This window comes from Paenibacillus sp. FSL F4-0100, assembly GCF_037993005.1.
In the GTDB taxonomy this organism is placed as follows: Bacteria; Bacillota; Bacilli; order Paenibacillales; family Paenibacillaceae; genus Paenibacillus_AQ.
Genome location: NZ_CP150303.1, coordinates 2,959,241 through 2,981,756, shown reverse-complemented (window position 1 = coordinate 2,981,756; position 22,516 = coordinate 2,959,241). Strand labels below are relative to the sequence as shown.

25 protein-coding genes and 1 pseudogene are annotated in these 22,516 nt (G+C 46.2%); 4 read left to right on the top strand and 22 right to left on the bottom strand.

The features are described 5' to 3' along the window. Positions 1-78 precede the first annotated feature (78 nt). The 9 genes from MHH48_RS13365 to MHH48_RS13325 all read right to left on the bottom strand — a co-directional run bounded on the left by MHH48_RS13365 (position 79) and on the right by MHH48_RS13325 (position 10,597). A complete protein-coding gene (locus tag MHH48_RS13365) occupies positions 79-1,206 on the bottom strand; it encodes a glycoside hydrolase family 88 protein (RefSeq protein WP_076321225.1) in 1,128 nt (375 codons plus the stop codon). A 15-nt stretch (positions 1,207-1,221) separates the two neighbouring features. Continuing rightward, positions 1,222-2,103, bottom strand: coding sequence for a carbohydrate ABC transporter permease (locus MHH48_RS13360; protein WP_076321224.1), 882 nt, complete (start codon positions 2,101-2,103; stop codon positions 1,222-1,224). Positions 2,104-2,117: 14 nt separating this feature from the next. After that, the gene (locus MHH48_RS13355) at positions 2,118-3,077 is read right to left on the bottom strand and encodes an ABC transporter permease subunit (RefSeq protein ID WP_076321223.1); all 960 of its coding nucleotides are present in this window, start codon (positions 3,075-3,077) and stop codon (positions 2,118-2,120) included. Between the two features lie 81 nt (positions 3,078-3,158). Then, positions 3,159-4,790: an extracellular solute-binding protein gene (locus tag MHH48_RS13350; protein ID WP_076321222.1), complete on the bottom strand. Its 1,632-nt coding sequence runs from the start codon at positions 4,788-4,790 to the stop codon at positions 3,159-3,161. A 143-nt stretch (positions 4,791-4,933) separates the two neighbouring features. Continuing rightward, on the bottom strand, positions 4,934-7,267 hold the full coding sequence (locus MHH48_RS13345) for an AraC family transcriptional regulator (protein WP_076321221.1): 2,334 nt from the start codon (positions 7,265-7,267) through the stop codon (positions 4,934-4,936). 200 nt (positions 7,268-7,467) lie between these two features. After that, the gene (locus tag MHH48_RS13340; protein ID WP_076321220.1) at positions 7,468-8,217 is read right to left on the bottom strand and encodes a glucose 1-dehydrogenase; all 750 of its coding nucleotides are present in this window, start codon (positions 8,215-8,217) and stop codon (positions 7,468-7,470) included. A 67-nt stretch (positions 8,218-8,284) separates the two neighbouring features. Continuing rightward, positions 8,285-8,701: a DUF2500 domain-containing protein gene (locus MHH48_RS13335; RefSeq protein ID WP_076321219.1), complete on the bottom strand. Its 417-nt coding sequence runs from the start codon at positions 8,699-8,701 to the stop codon at positions 8,285-8,287. 224 nt (positions 8,702-8,925) lie between these two features. Next, positions 8,926-9,108 (bottom strand): hypothetical protein, encoded by a 183-nt coding sequence (locus MHH48_RS13330; RefSeq protein WP_076321218.1) that lies wholly within the window; start codon positions 9,106-9,108, stop codon positions 8,926-8,928. 196 nt (positions 9,109-9,304) lie between these two features. After that, on the bottom strand, positions 9,305-10,597 hold the full coding sequence (locus MHH48_RS13325; protein WP_076321217.1) for a YCF48-related protein: 1,293 nt from the start codon (positions 10,595-10,597) through the stop codon (positions 9,305-9,307). Between the two features lie 223 nt (positions 10,598-10,820). On the opposite strand from MHH48_RS13325, the gene tlp reads away from it, so the two are divergent. After that, positions 10,821-11,048 (top strand): small acid-soluble spore protein Tlp, encoded by a 228-nt coding sequence (gene tlp / locus MHH48_RS13320; protein ID WP_071218157.1) that lies wholly within the window; start codon positions 10,821-10,823, stop codon positions 11,046-11,048. Between the two features lie 142 nt (positions 11,049-11,190). On the opposite strand, the gene MHH48_RS13315 is transcribed toward tlp, so the two are convergent. The 5 genes from MHH48_RS13315 to MHH48_RS13295 are packed head-to-tail and all read right to left on the bottom strand — an operon-like array spanning position 11,191 to position 12,895. Beyond that, positions 11,191-11,598 (bottom strand): spore germination protein GerPE, encoded by a 408-nt coding sequence (locus MHH48_RS13315; protein ID WP_076321216.1) that lies wholly within the window; start codon positions 11,596-11,598, stop codon positions 11,191-11,193. Further along, positions 11,595-11,780 carry a spore gernimation protein GerPD gene (locus tag MHH48_RS13310; protein ID WP_076321215.1) on the bottom strand — a complete coding sequence of 62 codons (186 nt, stop codon included), beginning with the start codon at positions 11,778-11,780 and terminating at the stop codon, positions 11,595-11,597. Before MHH48_RS13310 ends, MHH48_RS13315 begins: the two co-directional genes overlap by 4 nt. Beyond that, the gene (gene gerPC / locus MHH48_RS13305; RefSeq protein ID WP_076321214.1) at positions 11,758-12,375 is read right to left on the bottom strand and encodes a spore germination protein GerPC; all 618 of its coding nucleotides are present in this window, start codon (positions 12,373-12,375) and stop codon (positions 11,758-11,760) included. The genes MHH48_RS13310 and gerPC overlap by 23 nt, the downstream gene beginning before the upstream one ends. 49 nt (positions 12,376-12,424) lie before the next feature. After that, on the bottom strand, positions 12,425-12,655 hold the full coding sequence (locus MHH48_RS13300; RefSeq protein WP_076321213.1) for a spore germination protein GerPB: 231 nt from the start codon (positions 12,653-12,655) through the stop codon (positions 12,425-12,427). Positions 12,656-12,673: 18 nt separating this feature from the next. Continuing rightward, positions 12,674-12,895 carry a spore germination protein gene (locus tag MHH48_RS13295; protein WP_076321212.1) on the bottom strand — a complete coding sequence of 74 codons (222 nt, stop codon included), beginning with the start codon at positions 12,893-12,895 and terminating at the stop codon, positions 12,674-12,676. Between the two features lie 122 nt (positions 12,896-13,017). On the opposite strand from MHH48_RS13295, the gene MHH48_RS13290 reads away from it, so the two are divergent. Next, positions 13,018-13,479: an Hsp20/alpha crystallin family protein gene (locus tag MHH48_RS13290; protein WP_076321211.1), complete on the top strand. Its 462-nt coding sequence runs from the start codon at positions 13,018-13,020 to the stop codon at positions 13,477-13,479. 390 nt (positions 13,480-13,869) lie between these two features. Here the strand turns inward: MHH48_RS13290 and MHH48_RS13285 are convergent, their stop codons facing one another. After that, positions 13,870-14,505, bottom strand: coding sequence for an NAD(P)-dependent oxidoreductase (locus tag MHH48_RS13285; protein WP_076321210.1), 636 nt, complete (start codon positions 14,503-14,505; stop codon positions 13,870-13,872). Positions 14,506-14,559: 54 nt separating this feature from the next. After that, positions 14,560-14,994 (bottom strand): MarR family transcriptional regulator, encoded by a 435-nt coding sequence (locus MHH48_RS13280; RefSeq protein WP_076321209.1) that lies wholly within the window; start codon positions 14,992-14,994, stop codon positions 14,560-14,562. 237 nt (positions 14,995-15,231) lie between these two features. On the opposite strand from MHH48_RS13280, the gene MHH48_RS13275 reads away from it, so the two are divergent. Next, entirely contained in the window at positions 15,232-15,411 is a 180-nt protein-coding gene (locus MHH48_RS13275) for a hypothetical protein (RefSeq protein WP_340390673.1), read from the top strand. A 157-nt stretch (positions 15,412-15,568) separates the two neighbouring features. Here MHH48_RS13275 and MHH48_RS13270 read toward each other — a convergent pair whose 3' ends face one another. From MHH48_RS13270 to MHH48_RS13245, 6 genes and pseudogenes are all read right to left on the bottom strand, one after another. Beyond that, positions 15,569-16,441, bottom strand: coding sequence for a carbohydrate ABC transporter permease (locus MHH48_RS13270; protein ID WP_076321208.1), 873 nt, complete (start codon positions 16,439-16,441; stop codon positions 15,569-15,571). A 21-nt stretch (positions 16,442-16,462) separates the two neighbouring features. Further along, positions 16,463-17,320: a sugar ABC transporter permease gene (locus MHH48_RS13265; RefSeq protein WP_076321207.1), complete on the bottom strand. Its 858-nt coding sequence runs from the start codon at positions 17,318-17,320 to the stop codon at positions 16,463-16,465. Positions 17,321-17,438: 118 nt separating this feature from the next. Further along, positions 17,439-18,785, bottom strand: coding sequence for an extracellular solute-binding protein (locus MHH48_RS13260; protein ID WP_076321206.1), 1,347 nt, complete (start codon positions 18,783-18,785; stop codon positions 17,439-17,441). Between the two features lie 355 nt (positions 18,786-19,140). Beyond that, a pseudogene (locus MHH48_RS13255) lies at positions 19,141-19,849 on the bottom strand (aldo/keto reductase). Positions 19,850-19,870: 21 nt separating this feature from the next. Then, positions 19,871-20,644 (bottom strand): glucose 1-dehydrogenase, encoded by a 774-nt coding sequence (locus tag MHH48_RS13250; protein ID WP_076321205.1) that lies wholly within the window; start codon positions 20,642-20,644, stop codon positions 19,871-19,873. Positions 20,645-20,723: 79 nt separating this feature from the next. Beyond that, a complete protein-coding gene (locus MHH48_RS13245; protein ID WP_076321204.1) occupies positions 20,724-21,227 on the bottom strand; it encodes a GNAT family N-acetyltransferase in 504 nt (167 codons plus the stop codon). A 203-nt stretch (positions 21,228-21,430) separates the two neighbouring features. Here MHH48_RS13245 and xerS point away from each other — a divergent pair, with 203 nt between their 5' ends. After that, on the top strand, positions 21,431-22,513 hold the full coding sequence (gene xerS, locus MHH48_RS13240) for a tyrosine recombinase XerS (RefSeq protein ID WP_076321203.1): 1,083 nt from the start codon (positions 21,431-21,433) through the stop codon (positions 22,511-22,513). Positions 22,514-22,516 lie beyond the last annotated feature (3 nt).

Genomic DNA, 22,516 nt, shown 5'->3' with positions numbered 1-22,516 from the left:
TTCTCTGATATTTTACACAAAAAAGGGAGTGCCGCATAGCGCACGGCATCCCCAATATGTTTCACAGATTCAATTATACTAACCTCTCTCATACCAATAGCCGGGTATCCCTTTGGTCAGTCGCAGCAAGGCTTCGAGGTAATAGTAATCGCCCCAGATCATATAATCATCAGGCCCCGCACCACCTCTGACGTAATAGGAACCATGCTTGATCAAGCCTTCCTCACCCTCCTCACCGATGGTAGAATATCGGTTTACCAGAGATATCATCGACTTCTCAACGGCTTCTGTCAATAGCCCTTTATTGTCATCTTCTCCGTGCAGATGCTCCAATATCTCCAGCATGCCGCACGCCGCAATGGCGGAAGCGGAGCTATCGCGAGGCGTAGCCTCTTCAATCGGAACGTCAAAATCCCAATACGCGACATGATCCTCCGGCAGGTATTCGATAAAGAAACGGGCAGCACGTAAAGCCGTATCCAAATATTTCGGTTCACGGGTATAGCGGTATGAGAGCGCAAATCCGTAGATGGCCCATGCCTGGCCGCGCGTCCATGTTGAGCCGTCATGATATCCTTGATGCGTTCCTCCTCGGATGGGCGTTCCATCTGTTGGATTGAAGTAAAAGGTATGATACGACGAATCATCCCCCCGTATTAAGTAGCGTAGACTCTTATCCGCGTGCGCCACGGCCACGCGCTTGTATCGCTCATCCCCCGTCTGATCATAGGCCCAGTAGAGCAGTGGTATGTTCATCATGCAATCGATGATAATGCGACCTCCGTTCTTCTCGTCGCCCTTCCGGCCCCAGGCCTGAATATACTGTCCCTCTTCCCGCCAGCGCAGCATCAGATGATCCGCAGCTTTCAAAGCGAGCTGTTTACCATCTTCATGTTCATCCACAATCCACGCTGCCAAGGCAGAGGGCAGATACAGAAATCCGATGTCGTGATGATCCAGATGTCGCTTCTCCTCAAGACGCAGCTTGTAATCCTGCAATTGGGCTATTGCCGTTTCCTTAAATAGCGGGTCCTTCGTATATTCATAGCACAGCCAGATCATTCCGGTATAGAATCCTTCAATCCAGTCATTGCTTTCTCCCCACTCGTAACGCTTCTCTTCCGTAATATGAGGAAACTTCATCGGGAATTGTTCAATATTCCTCTTTGTTTTTTCTACCGCATCCATAATGGCTTGCTCCCACATGAGTCAACTACCTCCTTATTCTTTGATGGCTCCGATCATGACGCCTTTCACGAAATATTTCTGCAAAAATGGATATAGAAACAAAATCGGCAGCGTAGCCACCATAATCGTTGCATACTTAATCGTCTCGCCAACCGGCATCCGGTCTCCCCCGCCTACCGAGGTCATCATGCTGCTGGTATCGTTCTGGATCAGAATCTCGCGCAGGATCAGCTGCAGCGGAAACAGGTCCCGATCCCTTAAATAGATGAGGGCATCAAACCATTTATTCCAGTGCCATACCCCGTAAAAGAGAACCATGACCGCAATGACCGGCAGCGATAGCGGGATGATGATCCGGAACAAAATGGTCCAGTCGCTGGCTCCGTCGATCCGAGCGGATTCCTCGAGCGCATCCGGTACCCCTTGAAATGCCGTTCGCATGATAATCAAGTTCCATGTCGTCATGGCGCTTGGAATAATCAAAGCCCAGTACGTATCAATCAGACCCATATTTTTCACGAGCAGGTATTTCGGAATGAGCCCCCCGTCGAAAAACATCGTCATGACGATCAGCATCATAATGGTACTCTTCCACATCACGTTTTTCCTGGATAAGCCATAGGCTCCGAGAGCCGTCATCAGAATGTTCAGCGTCGTGCCGACCACCACATAAAATATGGTGTTCATGTAACTACGGATGATATTGGGGTTCTCAAAAACCATTCGATAAGAATCCAGCGAGAAGCCCTTTGGCCACAGCAGGATACCCCGGTGCTGAACGAATTCGGCTGGTGTACTGATCGAAGCAAACAATACGTAGAGGAAAGGGTATAACGTGACAATCGATAGCAAGCACAAGAGAATGACATTCGCAGAATCAAACAGGATTTCACTGACAGATTTTGAAGTACGCATGAGATGCCCCCTTTCTACCACAGCTTCGTGTCGGTAAACCGCTTGCTGAGATAATTGGCTCCAATGAGCAGCATAAAGTTAATCAGGGAATTAAACATGCCGACAGCAGCACTATAGCTATAACTCGCTTCCAGTATCCCCTTGCGGTAGACATAGGTACCGATAACGTCCGCCGTCTCATAGATAACCGGATTGTACATAATCAGAATTTTCTCATCCTGCAGCGCCATAAAGGAACCAATCCGCAAGATGAGCAGTATGATGACCGTTGGCAAAATGCCGGGCAGCGTAATTTGAAGCATCTGCTTCCAGCGGCCGGCACCGTCCACTTTAGCCGCTTCATAAAGGGATGGATCGATATTGGAAATGGCCGCGAGGTAAATGATAGATCCCCATCCAATCCCTTGCCAGATGGCAGATGAGGTATATATGGTGCGGAACCATTCCGGCAGCCGCATGAACGAAATCGGTTTTCCGCCGAAGTAGGTAATGATGTGATTGATCAGCCCGTCTACCGACAAAAAATCCACCAGCATCCCGACAACCACGACAACGGATATGAAATGGGGAATATACGTAATGGATTGGACCGTCCGCTTAAATATGCGATGCCGAACCTCGTTCAGCATTAACGCCAGCACAATGGAGGCGGGAAAAACAAATATGAGATCGTACGCTCCCAGGATGATGGTATTGGAAACCACCCGCTCAAAGAAAAATCCGTTAAAGAAATCGCTGAAATGTTGAAATCCAACCCACGGGCTATTCCATATGCCGAGCCCTGCCGAGAAGTTTTTGAACGCAATTTGCAGTCCATATAAAGGTCCGTAGTGAAACACGGCATAAAACGCCACCACCGGCAGCAGCATCAGGTAGATTGTGGAATTTCGGCGAAAGTCCTTCGCAACTCTTGTGCTGAAGCTCTCTGGCTTGCTCTGTAACGTAACGTGGTTTGTCTCTTCCTTAAGCTGCACCCTATGCCCTCCTCTGACAAAAAAATCATTCACAGTTAGAGGGAGAATCCTGAGTCTTCTCCCTCTTCATGCAACTACAATTTAACGGCTGTTGAACCGGTCCAGCGCAGCTTGCTGAATCTGGAGCGCTTCCTCAATGCCCATACCTTGAACCGTTTGGACAAATTGATCAAACCCGCTAATCGGCTCCACGCCCATAATGAATTTGTTGACCATCTCTTCGTAGTAGGTATTAATATCGTTCATGATCGAGGCATAACGCGTGCTTTCCTCAGCCGTTGGTGAAATAATCGGCATCAAACGGTCATTCTCCGCCTTCATCCATGTCTCAATGGCAGCTTTTTGCTGGGGAAGCGCGGAATACTGCTCGATGTAACGGCGATCCTGGACAAAAGGTCCCGAATAACTGGCCAGATTGTATTTCGACAACGCTTGGGTGATCGATAGGCCATCCGGATTTTTCATCACTTCATCTGTGTAAGTCGGGTATCCATCCTTCATATCGTAGCTGACTCCCTCGACCCCAAAATTAAACAGCATATGCCCTTCTTCACCGTATTTATAATCAAGCCATTTCACCGTCTCCGCTGGAAACTTGTTCGCTTTTGTAATGGCCGCGCCGAATCCGTTGAATGGCGAATCCTTCTGTCCAAGGATTGGAGTGTCTCCCTTTTTCAATACAACATTCGGAGCACCTACCAGATCTACGTTCGGATTGCTTTTTAGCATGAGCTCAGAATAACGGCCGAGGCTGCTGCCCATGTAACCGGAGAAGGCACCCACTTGATTGTTGGTCACTTTGGCGTCTTTTAGCGTAGAGTCCGTTGCCGCGTAATCCTGATCAATGAGACCTTCGGCGTACCATTTGCTCATCGTCTCCAAATATGATTTGAATTCCGGTTGGATCGGACCATACTTCACATTCCCGTCCACCTGATAAAAACCAGTCGTAATCCCCCACGCACCGACAAACGCATGATTGATTGCCGTCATATCCATATCAAGCAGGAGCGGGATTTCATCCGCCTGCCCGTTTCCATTGGGATCCTTGGTTTTGAATGCCTTTAATACTTCATACCATTCATCTATCGTCTCCGGCACGGATAACTTTAGCTGATCAAGCCAATCCTGGCGGATAATGAGGCCGTTAAAGGTCAGCAAATACTCGTCCCCGCGGATAAACGGAAATACGTAAATGTTGCCTCCGTCTGTCGTAATCAGCTTTTTGTATTCTGGATGCTCGTTCAACAATTTCGATACATTTGGAGCATGCTCTTCAATCAGCTCATTCAGGCGAATAATCGAACCGTCCGAAATTGCTTTATCCGGTCCTCCTGATACGTTAGCCCATCCGTACTCCACAACATCCGGCAAATTGCCTGACGAGACCATGATATTGAAGGCGTCTGCCTCCTGACCGGCCGGTGGATGCTGGAACTTCACTTTGGTGCCCGTCGTTTTCTCCAATTCCTGATATGCGGCAATTCCGTTCATATCCTGCATTGTTGCTGAAGCGTTTCCATTTAGCGATACCCAATAGGTAAGCTGCCCAGGATATCCCGTTTCACCGCTAGCAGCCACGCCTGTTCCTTCCTTACCTTTTTCGCCGGCAGGCTTCTCGGCCCCCGAGCCTTTTCCGCTGCATCCGGCAATCATAGCCACAATCAGCATAAAAATCGCAAGTCTCGCAACACGTTTCCGGTTTGTTTTCAAATCACGACGCCTCCCTTTTTTCCTAAAGAATGATCATCCGAGATAAGACTAGGCTTAGAAGATTCCAACCAGCCCTGCCCCAAATATTAATGCTGAAACGCTTACATCGTATACCGTACAGTTTCAACATGCATAAACAGGGATTAAGAATTGAGATGATCATTTCTTAAGGTCGATGATAGGGAATGCAGGGTATCCTTGTATTTTCCCGGGGTGATCCCTTCGTATTTCTTAAATACCCGGATAAAACCGACGTCACTGGTATAACCGACGGACCGGGCAATGTGCGAAATCGTATTTTTAGCATCTCGCATCATTTCCTTGGAGCGTTCGATCCGAATCTTGGCCAGATAATCCGTGAGATTGGTGCCGCTGTTTTTCTTGAAGAAAGCCGACAGATACGGCGGTGTAATATCAAATTGCTCGGCAATGGAAGCCAAACTGATCATGGAATCGTCGTGATGATCCTCAATGTAGCTCTTGATCTTCTCAAGCAGCAGCGAAGAGGAATCGCCCCTTTGATCTTTTACGTAGAGACAAACCATGCCGAACATCCATTTCACCTCCCGGTAGAGCTCCTCGACCGTACTCCCCTCCGTAATTTCCTCAAGCGATTTGCCTGACTCGCCGAATATATCCTCGTACTTCAAATTCAAAGCATTAAGCAGCTTAAACATGGTGCTGAGCAAGTTAGCGAACATGAGTCTGCCGAGCTCAGGCGAGATGGATTGTCCGTTGAAGTTATTGTGGTACAGACACTGGATGATATCCTGCGCCTTATCCGTATCCCCGCTTTTCATAGCGTTAATGAGCTGGATTTCCGTCTCAATGGGAAAATCATAATACACCCCCGTTTTCTGTTTCATTTCTTCGTACAATAAAATCGGTTTATACGCAGTAAAAATGGAATATTCCAAAGCCTTCAAGCTTTCGGTGTAGCCGCTCGCCAAGCATCCAAGACCTGTACGGATATCGCTGATCCCGATCGTTATTTCGGATTTAAAGCGCTGTTCAAGCACCTGCTTCACTTGCTCTGCCCAATCGTACAGCTGGCCTGCCTTGTCATGCAGTGGCTCTGGGATGTTTAGAATAATCGCAACCAGGTTCTTCTCCAGCTCCACGGAATATGCGGTAAAGGGATGAATTTCTTCCGCCACCTTCCCGGTGACAAAACGGATCAGGGCCCATTCTCTTTCCCGCTCATTATGTATAAACCCACTGGCATCCCTCAACTCGATCAAGGCAACGGCAAAACTGGAATACGGGAACGAGATCCCCATGAAATCCAGAGCATGATCGGACATATCCGCCGTATCCACGTTTCCCTTCAATAATCGCTGCAAAAAGTTGGACCGAATCACAGGGGTTTGCCTGGACAATTGCTCCTTCATCTCTGTCTGCTTACCGAAGGAATCAGCCATCGTCGATTTGATAAAATCATATTCGTTACGTACCTTCCCCTCCTTAGCCGGATGGGATTGCCGGATGAAGCGGATGATGTCGCGCAAAGGGAAATACGCGCGGTAGGTCATGAAGGCACAGGCCGCAATCCCAGCGACAAGACAGATAGCCATAACACCAACGGCCATTCGTTTGACCATATTGACCTTTTCCATAAACACTTTTTCCGGTACGGCCGATACGTACTCCCACCCGCTCCTTGCAGATCTTGTCGATACTGTCAACACACGCGGATGATCCGCGGTTTTACCCATATTGCGAACCTCTGATTCACCGGCACTAAGAATCACTTGGCCGCTGGCATCCTTGATGTAAATGGTTCCGTGGTTTGTTTTCACAATCTCATCAAGCAATCCTGCGATCTGCCTCTCCTCAATCAGCATAACAAGCGCGCCTTTGGGATTGGCCTTCTCTCCAAATGGAAGCGTTTGCATATATGTGAGCATGCGTTTCTGATTTAATCCTTTACCGACTTCGGTCACGGGCAAATACCGGTTAAAGTGGATGCCGTGCAGAATATCTTTTTGATACTGTTGATAGGTTAATTTTTCATATCCGTAAATATCGGAGAACAAGACACTGGACGTTGTCTTTAAGGTGGGACTGAGAACCGTATCGCTCTCCCGTAGATATACATAAAAATCGGTGATAAAACTGCTGCTGTTGCGGTATCGCTGCATCTCCTGCATGAAAGTGTAGTAATTGTAGTTCTCGGTTCCATTTTGAGGGGATTTGGCCTTTAGCAGCCCATCCAGTCGCGGATGTGAAGTGATGTTCCGGGAAATCAGATGCATTTCATCCAATCGGCTGTCCACCACCTGCTTCGCCTGCTCAATCAGCGCCATGTTGGAGTTGTTGGCATTTTCGATCATAATCCGCTCGATTTGCGTATACAGTCCCCAGAACACGATGACCGGGATCAGCAGTATCACAAGATAGGACATGAGCAGCGTAACGAACACGGACACTCGATTGGAACGCTCATTTTTTGTGCTGGTTGTCGTCAATTTCCCCATACCCTCATTCCTTCCCATTCATTAGATGTGGCTTTTTCGTACTTACATTAATTACATCATACTGTTTTTATTTATCATGAACAGGTTTTCTTCAAAAATGTTAATGCATCACGAATTTGTATCATATGGTAGACTCTGGCCCTATGACCATCAAGAAAAAGAGCGCCTTCCATGGGAAGACGCTCTTCATATTCAGATGACTAAGGCTCATATATCATTTTGCGGGTCATGCCGCCATCCACAACGAGATGGGCCCCCGTCACGAAATCATTGTCCGGATCGGTAAAATAGAAGCAGGCTTTGGCGATATCAGCTGGGGTCCCTACCCGCCCGGCTGGGTGCTGTTTATGGTCAACTGAACGGAGCTCATCGTAGTTTCCAGTTTCAATCCAGCCAGGACTTATACAATTCACCCGAATCCCATCGGGTCCCAGGCTGACGGCCATGGCATGGCTCAACGCGACAATGGCTCCTTTGGAAGCTGCATAAGCCTCCGAATTCGGCTCGGACATAATCGAACGCGTGGATGACATGTTGACAACAGCCCCGCCACTTCCAGCCTTTTTCATATGTACCGCCGCTTCACGCGTAGCCAAAAAACAGCTTCGGACATTCGTGTTGATCACATCGTCCCAGTCTTCAACCGTAAGCTCATATGGCGATTTCCAACGGGAAACCCCGGCATTATTAATCAAAATATCGAGGGTGCCGGCATATTGGACGGCTTGGTTCATCAGGCTTTTAATATCTTCTTCCTTCCTTACATCGCAAGGGACGAAGATAGCGTTCAATCCTTGTTCTTTTAAGGCGTTTGCCGCCAGGTTGCCCTGTTCTTCATGAACATCGCTTAATATCACTCGAGCTCCGCTTAGAGCGTAAGCCTCTGCCACTCCGCGGCCAATCCCATTGGCAGAGCCCGTGATTACAACCGTTTTATCCTGAAATTTCATATGCTGTCCCTCCTTCTCCTTCATATATACCACAAGAGAAGGTGCATATAAAAATCAAATCCGTCTCTTATTTCGGATGATCATAACCTCGAACCACGCTAAGATGCGCTCTGGGGTGCCTAACGAAACCGTAATACCGGGTTCCCTGAAAACGCAGCAGTCCCTCGTCTCCTTCTGCGCACATGCCGAATTCCTCGCCATTTACAACAAACTCCATGCGGTCTCCGCTCTCTACTTCAAATGTCAGATAATAGGTGGTACGAGTACGGCTCGACATCGTATCATCTGTCTGCTGCGTGTGTTTCACTTCCGTTCGCTTGCTCACAATCTTGGAATCGACCGATAGCAAAGGCTGTCGGTTATTCTGACTCCATTGCAAGATTCCCTTACCGGCCGACAGCAAAATGATCCCGATGACGACGATGAAAAACACGGGCATAACGCTGCCGAAAAAATCGAACATCCATACTGACCCCGATCCCATACGGCTCCCCCCTCCACCTTGTCTTGAAATATGTATATGCTTTAATTCGGACAATTTAACTCATCCTTATGGAAAGTTTGATTGAAATTTTAAAGAACTTGTCCCTTTCTGGGAGCACCAAAAAAAGCTGATGTCTGCATTTTGCCAGTCATCAGCTTCTTCCCGGGACTAGAACGTCCTGTTTCATTCATTCTTTTTATTGTCTTCATTGTCTTCATGTCCATTCAATCGTAAGCCAATCTCATCCATTTCATCGTTTCTTCTTGTCCTGTCATTTCATGCTCCTGCGGTGTCATTTCCTGCTCATTCCAGCAGGCCAGACACTGCTCCTCGGTGTCGCATAAGCAAGCATCATCACAATGGTAGCAAAGGCGGAGGAAATTTATCGTCATTTGATCGGTATGCATGAGGATCGTCCCCTTCTAAACAATTTGGAGTATCTGATTACACCTTTATAGTAGCATACGTGGAGGTTATTATTTGTGATTTATTTCACAATATATACCGAAAAAAAGCTTTATCCGAACTGATGGTCACATTCGATAAAGCTTTTTCAATCTGCTTTTTTATCGGCATATTCAGATCATATATTCTCGTCGAAAACTATAGACCCTGCCAGGTTGCCCCGCCGTCACTGCTCTTCATCAGACGCGATCGATTCTTGTCCGATGTTTCAATCAGCATCCAACCGACATCAGAAGATGTAAACTGCAGTTTTACCACGTTCGGATATTTGGCAAGATTATCGTTCAGCAGCTTACTCCTTGGAAATGGATTCCAGGTCTTGCCCATATCATTCGTATGATAAACAATACCGTTCACCATTCTCCACCCATCATGAAGCCGCCGGAAAACAGGCTGAATAGACCCCTGACCGGTATCACCCGAAATGGGGAATGACACCAGATTCCATGATTTCCCCGTGTCGGCAGTAAAGTAACCCAAATAGCTCGCCTGATCCTCCTTCACGCAGGTAATCGGTATATAAACCTCACTTCCACTACTGCCTCTGCCCAGAAACTTGGGGGCACCTGCAAAGACCGAACCGCACTGATCCAGCAGTTTGCTCTTGAATATCTGTCCGGAGGACTTCCACTTCTGACCTCCATCACGGGTAATATACAATTTGGAGGATTGCATTTCACGGATGGTCGCAAATCCGACAAGCGAATCCGTGAAGGTTAAGCCAATAATGGACCCTGTTCGTGGGATCACGCTGCCGGGAACGCGAGATGTAGGATACTCTGTATTCTGCATGACCTCTTCCCATAATCCGCCATTATTGCTGGTTCGAAATAGCGACTTCTCCTCAGAGCCCCGGGAAAGGTCGCCTTTTGCCATAATCCATCCCTGCTGAGATGATACGAAGGACATGGCCGTGACGATACCTGTCTCCGGCAGCGAAGAAAGCTTCCAGGAGTCTCCTCCATCCGTCGTATTGAGCAGGATCGTTTCAGCTGATCTCTGCTTGTTGCGTATAATCCAACCATGTTTCTTATCCGTGAACACGATGTCTTTCCCATACTCCAGTTTATCAACGAACTGTACATTCGAGGATGGAGAGATATCAACCCACGTTTCGCCATGATCCTGCGTCTGGTAAAGGCGCAGCTCCGTGTTCGTTATCCCCCAAGCAATCCCTGTTGACTCATTTATGAGTTGGAAATCCGTCAACCGTGTATGTATCTGATATTTACTTTTTTCCTCGGGCGCTTTCATCGCCGTATCCGGCGTTACTAGTGTAATGGTCTGACCTTCTTCTTCTTCAACCGATTCAGGAGGGTCTTCTACTGTAGAAGTTTGCTGTTGTTTTATCGGTTCTGAGGTACAGGCTGCTAACATCAATGCCATCATCATTAGCATACTGAGCCAGAATATAAAACGACTTGATTTCAAGAATTCTTCCTCCTCTTATTTCGATGTCATGCTGCAAGTCTGCTTTTTCGACATTATAACATATTCCATCCAACGGATATGTAAAGAAGTGACTTGCAATATTTACAATACTGTAGCTTTTTTGATAGTGTCAGTCTCGTATGCATAAGGATGTTTTTATTATGGAAAACTCTTGAGGTGTGAAATTTTAGCAAGGCAGTTGAATTTAAGGGGGTGACAACTCATGGCTAAACCCGATAATCGCGAAGACAATGTAGAACATTTGCAACAGGCCGTCCAGAACACGATTGAGAACTACCGTGAAGCCGAAGATTATCTCGAGGAGTTCGGGGATGAGATTCCGGCAAGCGAGAAAGAACAGATCCAAGATCGTAATGCTCGTCGCGAAAAGAGTATTTCCGGCTTCCGAGAAGAGATCAAAGACGAAGCTGCCCATCAGCAAGGAGAATAATCCGTAGATCACATAGAAACAGGAGGAGCGCCATGCGCTCCTCCCGTTTTTGTACATATCTCCTACCAATCGGGGAACCGTCAGAGTCATCGTGAACGAAGGTAACATATTGATTTTTCGTTCAGTACCGGTTCACGAAATTCTATTTGACGATAACTCCCTTATAATCCTTTAAATACTCTGGTGCATCCGTAATAAAGTGTCTGATCGCCTTCACCCTGGATTCCAAATCCATAGTGTCGTTCGGACCCACCTGTACAACCGATGCAGATGCAGTGGCTATAATATCGACGCATCCCACATGAATCTTTTTATAATCTTGTATAATATTTAGTTCTACGTCTGAGTACGGCGGCCATGTGGGTATCAACCTGGAGAATATCGGGTAATCCTCATATTGTCCCTCGTCTTCAAAGAACACCGGCACCTGCCGCTGAACCGCCAATGCACGCGTATCGGCATCGATATGTCCCGATTCACCGCATACAAATACGGAGCTATTGGAAATATTGATGATATACATGTTATCAACGTGTGAATGACGCTTCATGATGCGGCACTCGGAGATAACGGAACAAGCGGGGTGATTTGTAGTGATTCGGAAGGCGTATCATACATGGAGGAGCAATTCATGACATGGGTATCTCCAATCAACAGTACCGATGAACTTGAGATCGCTGTAATGCGGATCGAACCAACCTGAAGCTCTTTATTGACGACTGTCATTTTCATTTGAATTCCACTTCCCTCGTTGCAAATTAAGAAGGTGCTGCTCAACTGCCGTAACGATCTCACTCTTCACTTGTTTGATGATCGATTGCTCAACATCTTGCGGGTTCATAGATTCCCTATTCGTTTGATATTGCCTCAGATAAACGGTTATACGGTCTCCGAGTTGTTTACGAATATCCTCGATAATAACCCCAGCATATTCATCACCAACTACAAGCTTGGATTCGGGAAGCATGCGCTCGATCTGCTTAGGTACGATATCTTCTAGATAACGTGATACATTCTGATATATGTTCGAGTGTAGTTCGCCGCCTGTATTTCCCGTCTGAGACTGTTCTAACGGCTGACCATTCACGGTAATATCGTCCAGGGATTGCCCAGCCTTAGGCATCAATCCAATATTTAAGGTGCCTTCCAATTTTTCAATCTTCAATAAATCAAAATTATATTGCACCCGATCTATCGTTTTCTCGCTTCCCGGTTTTAATTGATCTATTTGACTGCGCATTTCCTTCAGCATTTGTTCCATTCTACTCAGCTGGTCTGACTGGGTTTGAAGAATATAGGACAATTGCTGTATATAATAATCATACATGGAACCGCCTCCCCTGCTCCTTATACAATCTATGCACAGGTGATTCACCTCATTCTTGCCTATACAGTCCTTCAATTGGCGCAGGTAATGGGACCAAGGGGTTATTGCTATTATTTTGAGGCTCGAATTCCGGAGCAGGGCCTGTAAACCCACCTGTGTTATATATATTGGATAATGCCCGGATCTCTCCGGCGGTTCCAATCTGCAGGACCGAAGAATTAGTCACCGCTCCCACCCGAAACTGCTGTATATTAATACATTGATGTACTGTTAGATTCACAGTGGATCACAACCTTAATTAAGCATTAGGTGAATCAATCAAGTCCGGATCGAATGTATTCGTGCTGCTGGCCTGGTTGTTTGTAATATTCGTACCAATACTATCGCCAGTGGTGAACGAGTTGGCGCCGGAATAAGCTTTTGAGGTACTGTTTAAATCAATGACGCCTGTATTTCCAACCAAGACCGTAGAACTGGGGCCCACGTTTACAATCTTCATATTGCCGATAATCGAAACCACAATTCCACCTCTTCATTCAAAATCATACGCTTGGATTTATTCTATGTAGTTGGAAGCCCAGATGTCACTCTAACATTCTTTCGCCCATATAATGAATTTACAGAACGAGGGAGGGATATAGAGTGAACTCAAGATCCAAACGGCCTGACTGGTTGTCAAAGGACTCTTTTTTCAAGAACAATTCGTTTCCATTCAAAGATCTTAATGATCTCAATGAGGATTTCCAGCTGGATCCAACCTTAATTGAGGATTATGTAAAGGATACGATAAAACAAGCAACCGCCGGAAATGAAATACTGCCTAACCCTAATACACTTCGATATGAAACTTTTGATACCCATAACTTTCTGGTTGTAAAATGTTATATCCCCAAACGTGTCCATCCGGAAAACTTATGGATTAAGCTAAATCGGACACAAATTAAAATCCATGGTTTGCCAAAAGATCAAAGCCAGACCATCGTCTTACCCGTCCCCATTCTTCCTGCACAAAGCATTGCGACCTATAAACAGCATACTCTTCAAATTAAGATGCCAAAAATGTCTACAGGCCGATTTCGTGATATCAATATTCGTTTCTTATGAACTCCTATATCTAACGATGTTTCGTCACAAACCAAAAACGGTTCCTACTGTGTTTACTCCGGTTCAGCCTGCGTACAACCAATGTTGTATGCAGGTCACTGGATGATGCAACCATACGCATAACTTATACATTTTAACGGAATGAAGAGCATTTACCATAATATGTATATTTCCCTCCCCACCATTTTCACTTTTGTGTAGGGACTATACAGGAGGTTGGGGTGTATTAGATCGAAGTTAGCTAGATAAATTGAAGTTATTCGATTATTATGAATTTTTCATATGATGTATTATTCACTTATTAAGGCCGTTTTCCCACATTAAAATAAGCTGATTTCATGATGAAATCAGCTTATTCAAAAATCTATATGAAGGTCGTTGCCGGGTTTATTAAGCCTCGGATACTACCGTATAACGCTCATTGATATGCTTCGGCTGTTCAAGTTCATCCAATACCGCAATCGCGTAATCCGCGTAGCTGACATAGCTTTGACCGCTCGAATTGACAATGACATGGTCCTTGCCTTCCTGATAACTGCCAGTGCGTTGACCTTTCGGATTAAAGAAGGCTGCCGGACTAAGAAACGTCCATTTCACATCAGAAGTTTGCTCCAGGTCTTTCAAATTCTCACCGGCATGGAATGCTGTCGGATAATATTCCTTAGGAAAATCAGGAGTTTCCATGAGTCGCAAGGTTTTGGCTTCATCAACAAACAAGCTCCCGGCACCGCCCATCACAAACAGTCTGGTATTCGTGCCTTTCAGAGCTTCTATCAATACTCGGCCTACTTCCACATATTGAGTTTCCTGCCCAGGCGCCGCCGCAAAAGCATTCACGACAACATCGAAGCCTTGAAGATCGGCATTAGTCAAATCCAGCACGTTCTTCTCCAAAATGTTAATACTGGAATCGGAGACCTTGGATGCATTACGTACAATTGCCGTTACTTCATGACCGCGTGCTTGTGCTTCCTTGAGAATCAGACTTCCCGCTTTCCCTGTTGCACCGATAATACCAATCTTCATGATGAATCTCTCCTTTATCAATTGTATATACAAATGAGGGGTGAAAAAGAAGCTTTATATTCCCTTTTTCAATATTTCACTGGATTCATGGAGAAGTTTAGTTAATTGTTCGCTATGTTCCTTCCCCAAGAGGGAAACATACTGTCCATACAGCTGTTCAAAATATTGGTTCAGCTCCTGATATAACAACTTCCCTTCATCCGTTAAAAAAATATGCGTTTCTTTCCATTCGGATTGGCGCAGTACCAACTGCTTCTCCTCCAGCTTATCAATGAACCGGGTGCTTGTGGATGGAGCAATCGATAACTTATCGCTTAGCTCTTTCTGCGTTATGCCGGGATATTGATGGATTACCACCAGAACATAGGAATATGTTGGCGATAAACCAGCTTTGGCAAAAGCTTCCTCCGCCATCTTGGTCATCGAACGAGCAAACCGATTCGATGTAAAAAACAAGCATGAGCTTAGTATGGAATCATCGATATTCATAACCAGTCACCTCTCATTTGTATATACAAACTAACACGAAGCTAATATTTTGTCAACTACTTTCTTTTAGTTAGTATGATGATTGATTTCATCCTTTTCGTCGTAACTAGGTACGGGTGAAACCGTATATAGTTTGCCTGAGAGATAGGGAGCGCTTTTCTTCATTGTTATGAATTTTTCATATATTGAAATAATCACCTTATTTTTATAATTAAAAAAACCTATATCGCACAAGATGTGGATCAAGTCGTCTACCCTGGCGAGGGCACAACTCTCATCTCCAACATGACAAATATGGAGCATATCATCCACGTGTCCGAACATCACGGCATCGATAGCAGCATCTTAAACGCAGCAAAAGCGATTGCCCAAAGAGCAATCCATGCCGGTTATGGAGAAATGGCTTCTCACGCTTAATCGAATTTAATCACCCATCTGCTTAAAATGCTAATCCGACTATGATCCAGATTTAAAGACTAAATGACTAAATGGGATATAACAACGAATAGGCAAGTCAAACAGGTGACGAAAGCGTCCCCTCTTGACTTGCCTATTCGTTGAATTCGCTGTCTCCTTAACCCTTGACGGCTCCTTCGGTCAAACCTTTCTGAATATACTTTGAGATAAACAGGTACACAATGAGCACCGGAATAACGGTCAACGATACTGCCGTAGCCATCAGGCCAAAGTCTGTTCCGTATTGGGAACTGATCTCATTAAGCAATGCAACGATCGGACGGACATTCTCTTTGTTTACAAAGATCAACGCTGAGAACAAGTCATTGTACGACCACATAAATACAAAAATACTTGTCGATGCAAATACAGGCTGCGAGATCGGAACGAATATCTTAACAAACATCTGCCATCGGTTGCATCCGTCCATAAAAGAAGCTTCTTCAAGCTCTTTCGGTATCGTTGCCATATAACCGGCAATAACCAAGGTCGCAAACGTCAGATTGCCTGCCGTTTGCGGGAAGATTAGGCCCCAGTATGTATTGACCAGGCTGGTTTTGATAAGAAGCTCATATACCGGAACTACGGTAGCAAACGCCGGGATCAAAAGTGTCGCATACAGAATGGAATAAATCGTGCGCTTGCCTTTAAAGTTGAATCTGGACAGCACATAAGCGGCTAGTCCTCCGAGCAATAACACCAACAATACGGTACTGAAGGACATCACCAAGCTATTGATATAACTTCTTCCGATATTGATGCGGTCAAATGCGTTCTGATAGTTAACAAACACCGGTTCCCATGCGATACCAAAGGAATTATTCATCACATCGCGAGAAACCTTGAACGAGTTATTCACGATCCAGAATAACGGATAGATGGTTGTTAAGGACCACGCTGTCAAAATCACGTACATCAACGTGGTGCCTAAACTAAACCGACTTTTCCTAACGCGCTGAGTTTTGTGTTCAACGACGATGGTTGGCTCCATAACAGTACACCCCTATAATGCTTAGTATGTAATCTCGTCTCTTTTCATCAAACGGTTGGCAATCAATGCAAGCAGTACGCCAAAGATCACCATGTATATAGCAACCGCCGATCCGTAACCAAAGTTCTGATCCACCATGGCCTTTTTGTACATATACGTTCCCAGTACTTCCGTTCCATTCTGGCCGCTTGTAATGACCCAGATGAACTCGAACACCTTCAACGTTCCCGTAATGGCAAGGGTGATAACAACCTTAATGTCACTCATGATGAGCGGAATTGTAAGCATCGTTGTTTTCTTGAACCCGGTGATTCCTTCCAATTTTGCAGCCTCATAATAATCCGCGGGTATTTTGGACATGGCGGTCAAGAACAGGACGAAATAAAAGCCCACATAATGCCATACCGTTGGAATCGATACTGCCTTAAGCGCATTCTTCGCATCCAGCCACAGAATCTTCTCAATGTTGAAATTCGCCAGCAAATTGTTCAGCAAACCAAAGTTGTAATTGTAGAACAATACAAATAATAAGGAAATGGCAGTACCGGATATGACAACCGGGAAGAAAAAGACAGTTCGATAAAACCCTTTGAGCTTGGAAATATTATCTACCAGGACGGCCAACACAAGTGCGATCCCAACCTGAAACACGATAACATAGAGCATGATTTCCAGCGTGTGCAATGTTGCAGCGCCAAGCAGTTTATCCGTAACGAGTCTCTCATAGTTAGCCCATCCCACAAACTTTTTATCGAAAAAGCCGCTTGTGCGATAAAAGCTAAGATACAAACTCTTGAAGAACGGATAATATAAAAAGATTGTCATGATGGCTGCTGCGGGTAATAAAAACATCACAATGTACTTGCGATCACCCTTCATATTAATCACCCTTGATGTTTATTTTTCTTCATCGTCCTTGCCGAAATGACTACGCCGCCCAAATGAAAGCAGAGGGGCGGCGTAACGTCACTTTTAATTCTACCGTTTCTGATGAAAACTATTTTTTGTTGGCATCCTCGGTTTTCTTCGCTTCTTCGATAGCTTGAGTAGGAGTCTTCTTACCTTCCACTACAGGCTGAACATTAGCACGAAGGTTACCAAACGTTTCTTGCGAAACTTTACTGTCAACCGGTGCAACGATGGTAGCTGCTTTAGCTGCCATAGCGAAACCGTCAAGAGCTACTTGCGGCAATCCAGTCACTTCAACGTCAGCAGCTGGTGTACCACCGTTAGCTGAAGCGATTTTTTGAATAGATGCCGGGGAAGTCAGGTGTTTCAGCAAAGCGATTGCCGCTTCTTTTTTGGCTGCATCATCATAAGTGGCTTTGGAGAGGTAGAAACCGGAACCGAAACCGCCTACGATATCATTACCGCTACCAGCGCCACCAGGAACCGTAGGGAATGGCAGAACTGTAGAGTTGTCACGAGTATCATCGCTCCAACCGCCAACTGCCCAAGATCCTTCTATGGTCATAGCAGCCAGGCCTTCACTATAGTAGTTGCCGGACATGCTCAGGTCGATCGTTGCTGCATCTTTAGGGAATGCGCCCAGGTCATACAATTCTTTCATAGCCGCATACGCTTTTTCCCAGTTTGGATCGATGCCATCAAGCAGACCTTTGCTTTGGCTTTCAGGACCTGCTGCGGACAAAATCGTATGTTCGATCAGGTAGTGGGATTGGTCAAATGGTACGGACAAAGGAATAATGCCTTTGTCAGATAACGTTTTCACAGCTGTGGTCAATTTCGCCCAGTCTGTTGGAAGCTCCAGACCATTTTCTTCGAAGATTTTTTTGTTAACGAACAAGCCTTCATAGAAACCGGTCAATGGTGCAGCGTAAATGTTACCGTCTTTTTGCTTGGCAAGCTCAAGCGCGTCAGGAATGAAGCCGTTCTTCCATTCAGCGTCAGCGTCGAGAATTTCGTTCAGCGGCACAACTTTACCGGCATTGACGAATCCTTCTGCGTCAGCCCCGATGAAGTAGAACAGCAAGTCAGGCTCGTTGCCGCTGTTCATGTCGGTGTTAACTTTCGTTCTGAAACCGTCATCATTTGCGGACATGGTATCGTTGTCTATCTTCACGTTCGGATGCTCCTTCGTGAATTCATCCAACGCTGCCTGGAAGGCTTCGCGAGCTGCGTCAGTTCCTCCGAAAGTCGAGAACACGCGGAGTGAAACCGGAGCGGCTTCATCCTTCTTCTCATCTGCCGGCGGAGTCGTTTCCGTCTTCGGAGTATCTCCTTCAGCAGCAGGAGTGTTGGTGCCACTGCTGTTACCGCATGCTGCTAGGAACATGGAGAGCAACAACATGACACTCATGAGTAACATGGAAGTCCTTTTCATTTCTAATCCCCCTAAGTATTTTTTCAGAACCTTATGTAAATACTTGCTGTCTACCAGAATTTTATTCCAAGCCCTACTGGTTTCAAAGGGGGACATTCATCTTTTGCAGGGGGAAATTTTTCCATGTCAACTTTTTTCGCTTCATGCCTCCCTTTTTAAACTAGGAAAATGTGCTAGGTATAGAGGAAGCCAGATGAAAATAATGCAGTGGTTAGATCAGGAAATGGATGGACATTTCTCTATTATGAATTTTTCATATGTTGAAATAACATCATCATTTACAGTCATGGTTTGCAATCTTTTAAGCAGGAAAAAAGAGCCTGTCGAGATCTCTCGACAGGCTCTTTTTATACACCTATACCTTGCCCACCCAATCCGCACCGGCAACCTCTCGCCAGCGATTGCGGATCGACTCGTAAACATCCTCCGGCAGCTGCCCTTTTTCCAATAATGCGGCATTTTGCTCCCAGCGGTCCGGATTTGCCGTACCGACGATGGCAGTTGCTACGCCCGGCGTGCTTAAGGTGAATCTTAATGCCATTGCAACGCCTTACTGAACATCCGTGAGAAAATCGTAATTCAATTCGCTTAACCTGACCCAATAAGGATAAGCATAATCCTGTTCGCTGAGCTGTAGCCGATGTACCGCGTTTTCCCCTGCTCCTTAGCTCTTCGCAGCACCTCAATCACTTCGCCCCGCCGCAAGATTTCTTCAGAGCAGCTGTGAAGATGGATAACATCGACGTGGTCCAACTGCAGTCGCTTCAAGCTGCGGTCAATGCTCTGAGCAAGCATTACAGGATCCCAATTCGGATAGTCCAGACCGGAAGCATGGCCGGATTTGGTAAACAGGTAATAATCATCTCTTCGACCTGACAAAGCCTTGCCAATCAATTCCTCGCTGTCCCCATAACCTTCTGCGGTATCAATCATGTTAAGACCTGCATCAATGCACTGTGCAGGAGCCGGTCCACCATCTTTTGAGCCGACTTGCCGATCTCGGCGCCGCCGAATCCCAGCACGCTAACCTGCATGTCCGTTCGTCCAAATGCTCGACGTTCCATCTTCCTTTACTCTCCTCCCTGTTAAAATCCATATATGCTAAGTCCGCCATCCACCAGCAGCGTTTGCCCGGTCATGTAATTAGCAGCCTCGGACGCCAGGAAAACGACAGGTCCCACCACTTCTTCCAGACTTCCCACGCGCTTAAGCGGTGTCCGGTCCAATATGGCCTGCATATAATCCTCATCACTAAGCAGCTTCTCGGTCAGCGGAGTCCGGAAATACCAAGGTCCGACCGAGTTGACCTGAATTCCATACTGCGCCCACTCCATCGCAAGCACCTTGGTCATATGGATGAGAGCCGCCTTCGTGGCTCCATAGACAACGCCCGTGCGAAGGGCCGTGTGTCCGCCTACGGAGGAGATGTTAATGATTCTGCCATTTCCCTGATCTTTCATAAATCGGGCAGCCGCTTGAGAAGCTACAAAAGCCGCCTTCAGGTTGGTCTGCATAATTAAGTCCCATTCGGAATCCGTCACTTCCAGCGCAGGCGTACGAATATTCATGCCGGCATTATTGACCAGTATATCGATTCGTCCTGCCTGATCCACAAATTCTCGAATCGCTCCCTCCATTTCTTCCCTTATGGTCAGATCACCCGGCAGCACAAAGGCCTGACCCTGGTTCAAACCATTGATCAGATTTGCGGTCTCCTCCAAATCGCTTCTGGTTCGGGACATCAAGCCGACATCACATCCGGCCTCTGCCAATCCTATGGCAATGGCGCGTCCGATTCCACGTCCCGCCCCTGTAACAAAAGCTTTTTTCCCTTCCAGATGAAAACTCGGTAAATACATTCAAATTCCTCCTAAGCATCGACCTGTATCAAATTCTATCATCAAAAAATGAAACGCTCCTTCGATCCATGTAAAAATACTAGGAATTAAAATATTGCGAAGGATTATGACGAACCGGATCAATATATTCCTCATATCGACCGCCCGTATAAGATTCAATGACTTTTCGCCAAAACGCCTGCGCCGGTATATTGCTGCTCACTTGCGTCACCTTCCAGCGTCCCTGGAACTGATCGAACAGACAGGTCGCCGCCCAAGTCCCCAATCCCGTTCGCCGATATTTTTGCATAACAAAAAATTCCGTCATGTAATAGTCCGCTTCTGCGGCGTCATCCATCCGCTCGATCAAAGCAAACCCGGCGGGCCGTTGATCAAACGTAATCAGATAAGGGTATTTCCGGTCCCGCTTTTTCCAGAACTCATCCAGATCCGGATAGGGTAAAAACAACCCTTGATCATTTACCGAAATATCCAGATACTTGGTAAAATCATATAGGTACAATTGCATTAAGTTTACGATAACGGCTTGTTTCCGCTTCGGAACCAGCTCAATTCCCATGCGTTCCGCTCGTTCTGAAATCATGCTGCCGCCTCCCTGGCATATCATCTATCATTTTAACGCGTCATATCTTCATCATAGTATCCGCTCATAGTGAAACACAAGCGCATTAACGGATCAGTGAGCACGGTGATCTGACACCTGCAAGCACGATAGACTTTCCATATGTTACACTAGTAATTAATGACACAGGTCATCGCTATAAAGACAAGTATTCGAGGTGGAACATGAATATACAAAAAGATATCGACCGTGCAAGACTCGATGAGAAATCGCCGGACATGCCTTGGTTCGTACAGCAATTTATCGACTACAAGCTCCCGGATCTCTCCCCCTCCACCCTGCTCGAATATGTAAGGGATTATGAAACGTTTTTTAATTGGCTCCGGTCGGAGGGGCTGTCCCAAGCAACCTCTAATCGAGAGGTGACGCTGCTCGAGCTGGAGACGCTGCGCATGGACAGCATCACCAGTTATCGATTATATCTGACTACGCGCCGGGAAGGGACCAACTCCAGAATCACGGTTTCCCGCAAGCTCTCATCGCTGCGCTCCCTGTTTCATTATTTAAGCCAGATTGCAGAGGACGAGGACTTTTACCCGCTTCTCAAGCGTAACATCATGGCTAAAGTGGAAATTAAGCGAATTCATAAACCCAAAGATACGGCTGCCAAGTTAAAAGGAAAAATACTGGAAGAAGAAGAGCTTCAGGATTTCATTACTTACATTCACGAAGGTTATGGGCTGGATGTGGAGCAGAACAAACAGGCGCTCTACGCGCATGAGCAAAATAAAGTCAGAGACGCATGTATCGCCAGCCTCATATTAAATTCCGGCCTTCGTGTATCCGAAGTGGTCAATTTGAATCTGGCAGACATCGACCTGAACAATAAAATGCTCCATGTCTATCGTAAAGGTAATAACGACGAAACCTTTAAAACCCCGGTCTACTTCCGTGCGCAAGCCAAAGACGATCTTGAATATTACCTGCAGCTTCGGCAGGCCCGTTACAAGGTGCCGAAAAAAGAAAAGGCTCTGTTCGTTGCACTGCGTAACGGCCAGAATGAAGGGCAGCGCATGACCAAGCGGGCAATTCAGGCGATGATCATCAAATACGCCAAGCGTTTTGGCAAGCCAGCCCTAACCGTGCATAAGCTGCGGCATTCGTTTGCAACCGACTATTATCTGCAAAATGATATTTACAAAACCAAAGAACAACTGGGTCACGCATCCACCGAGACAACCGAAGTGTACGCCCACTTAACGGACAAAACGATGTCCGAGGCGATTGAACGCCGCTCCGATGATTAACCA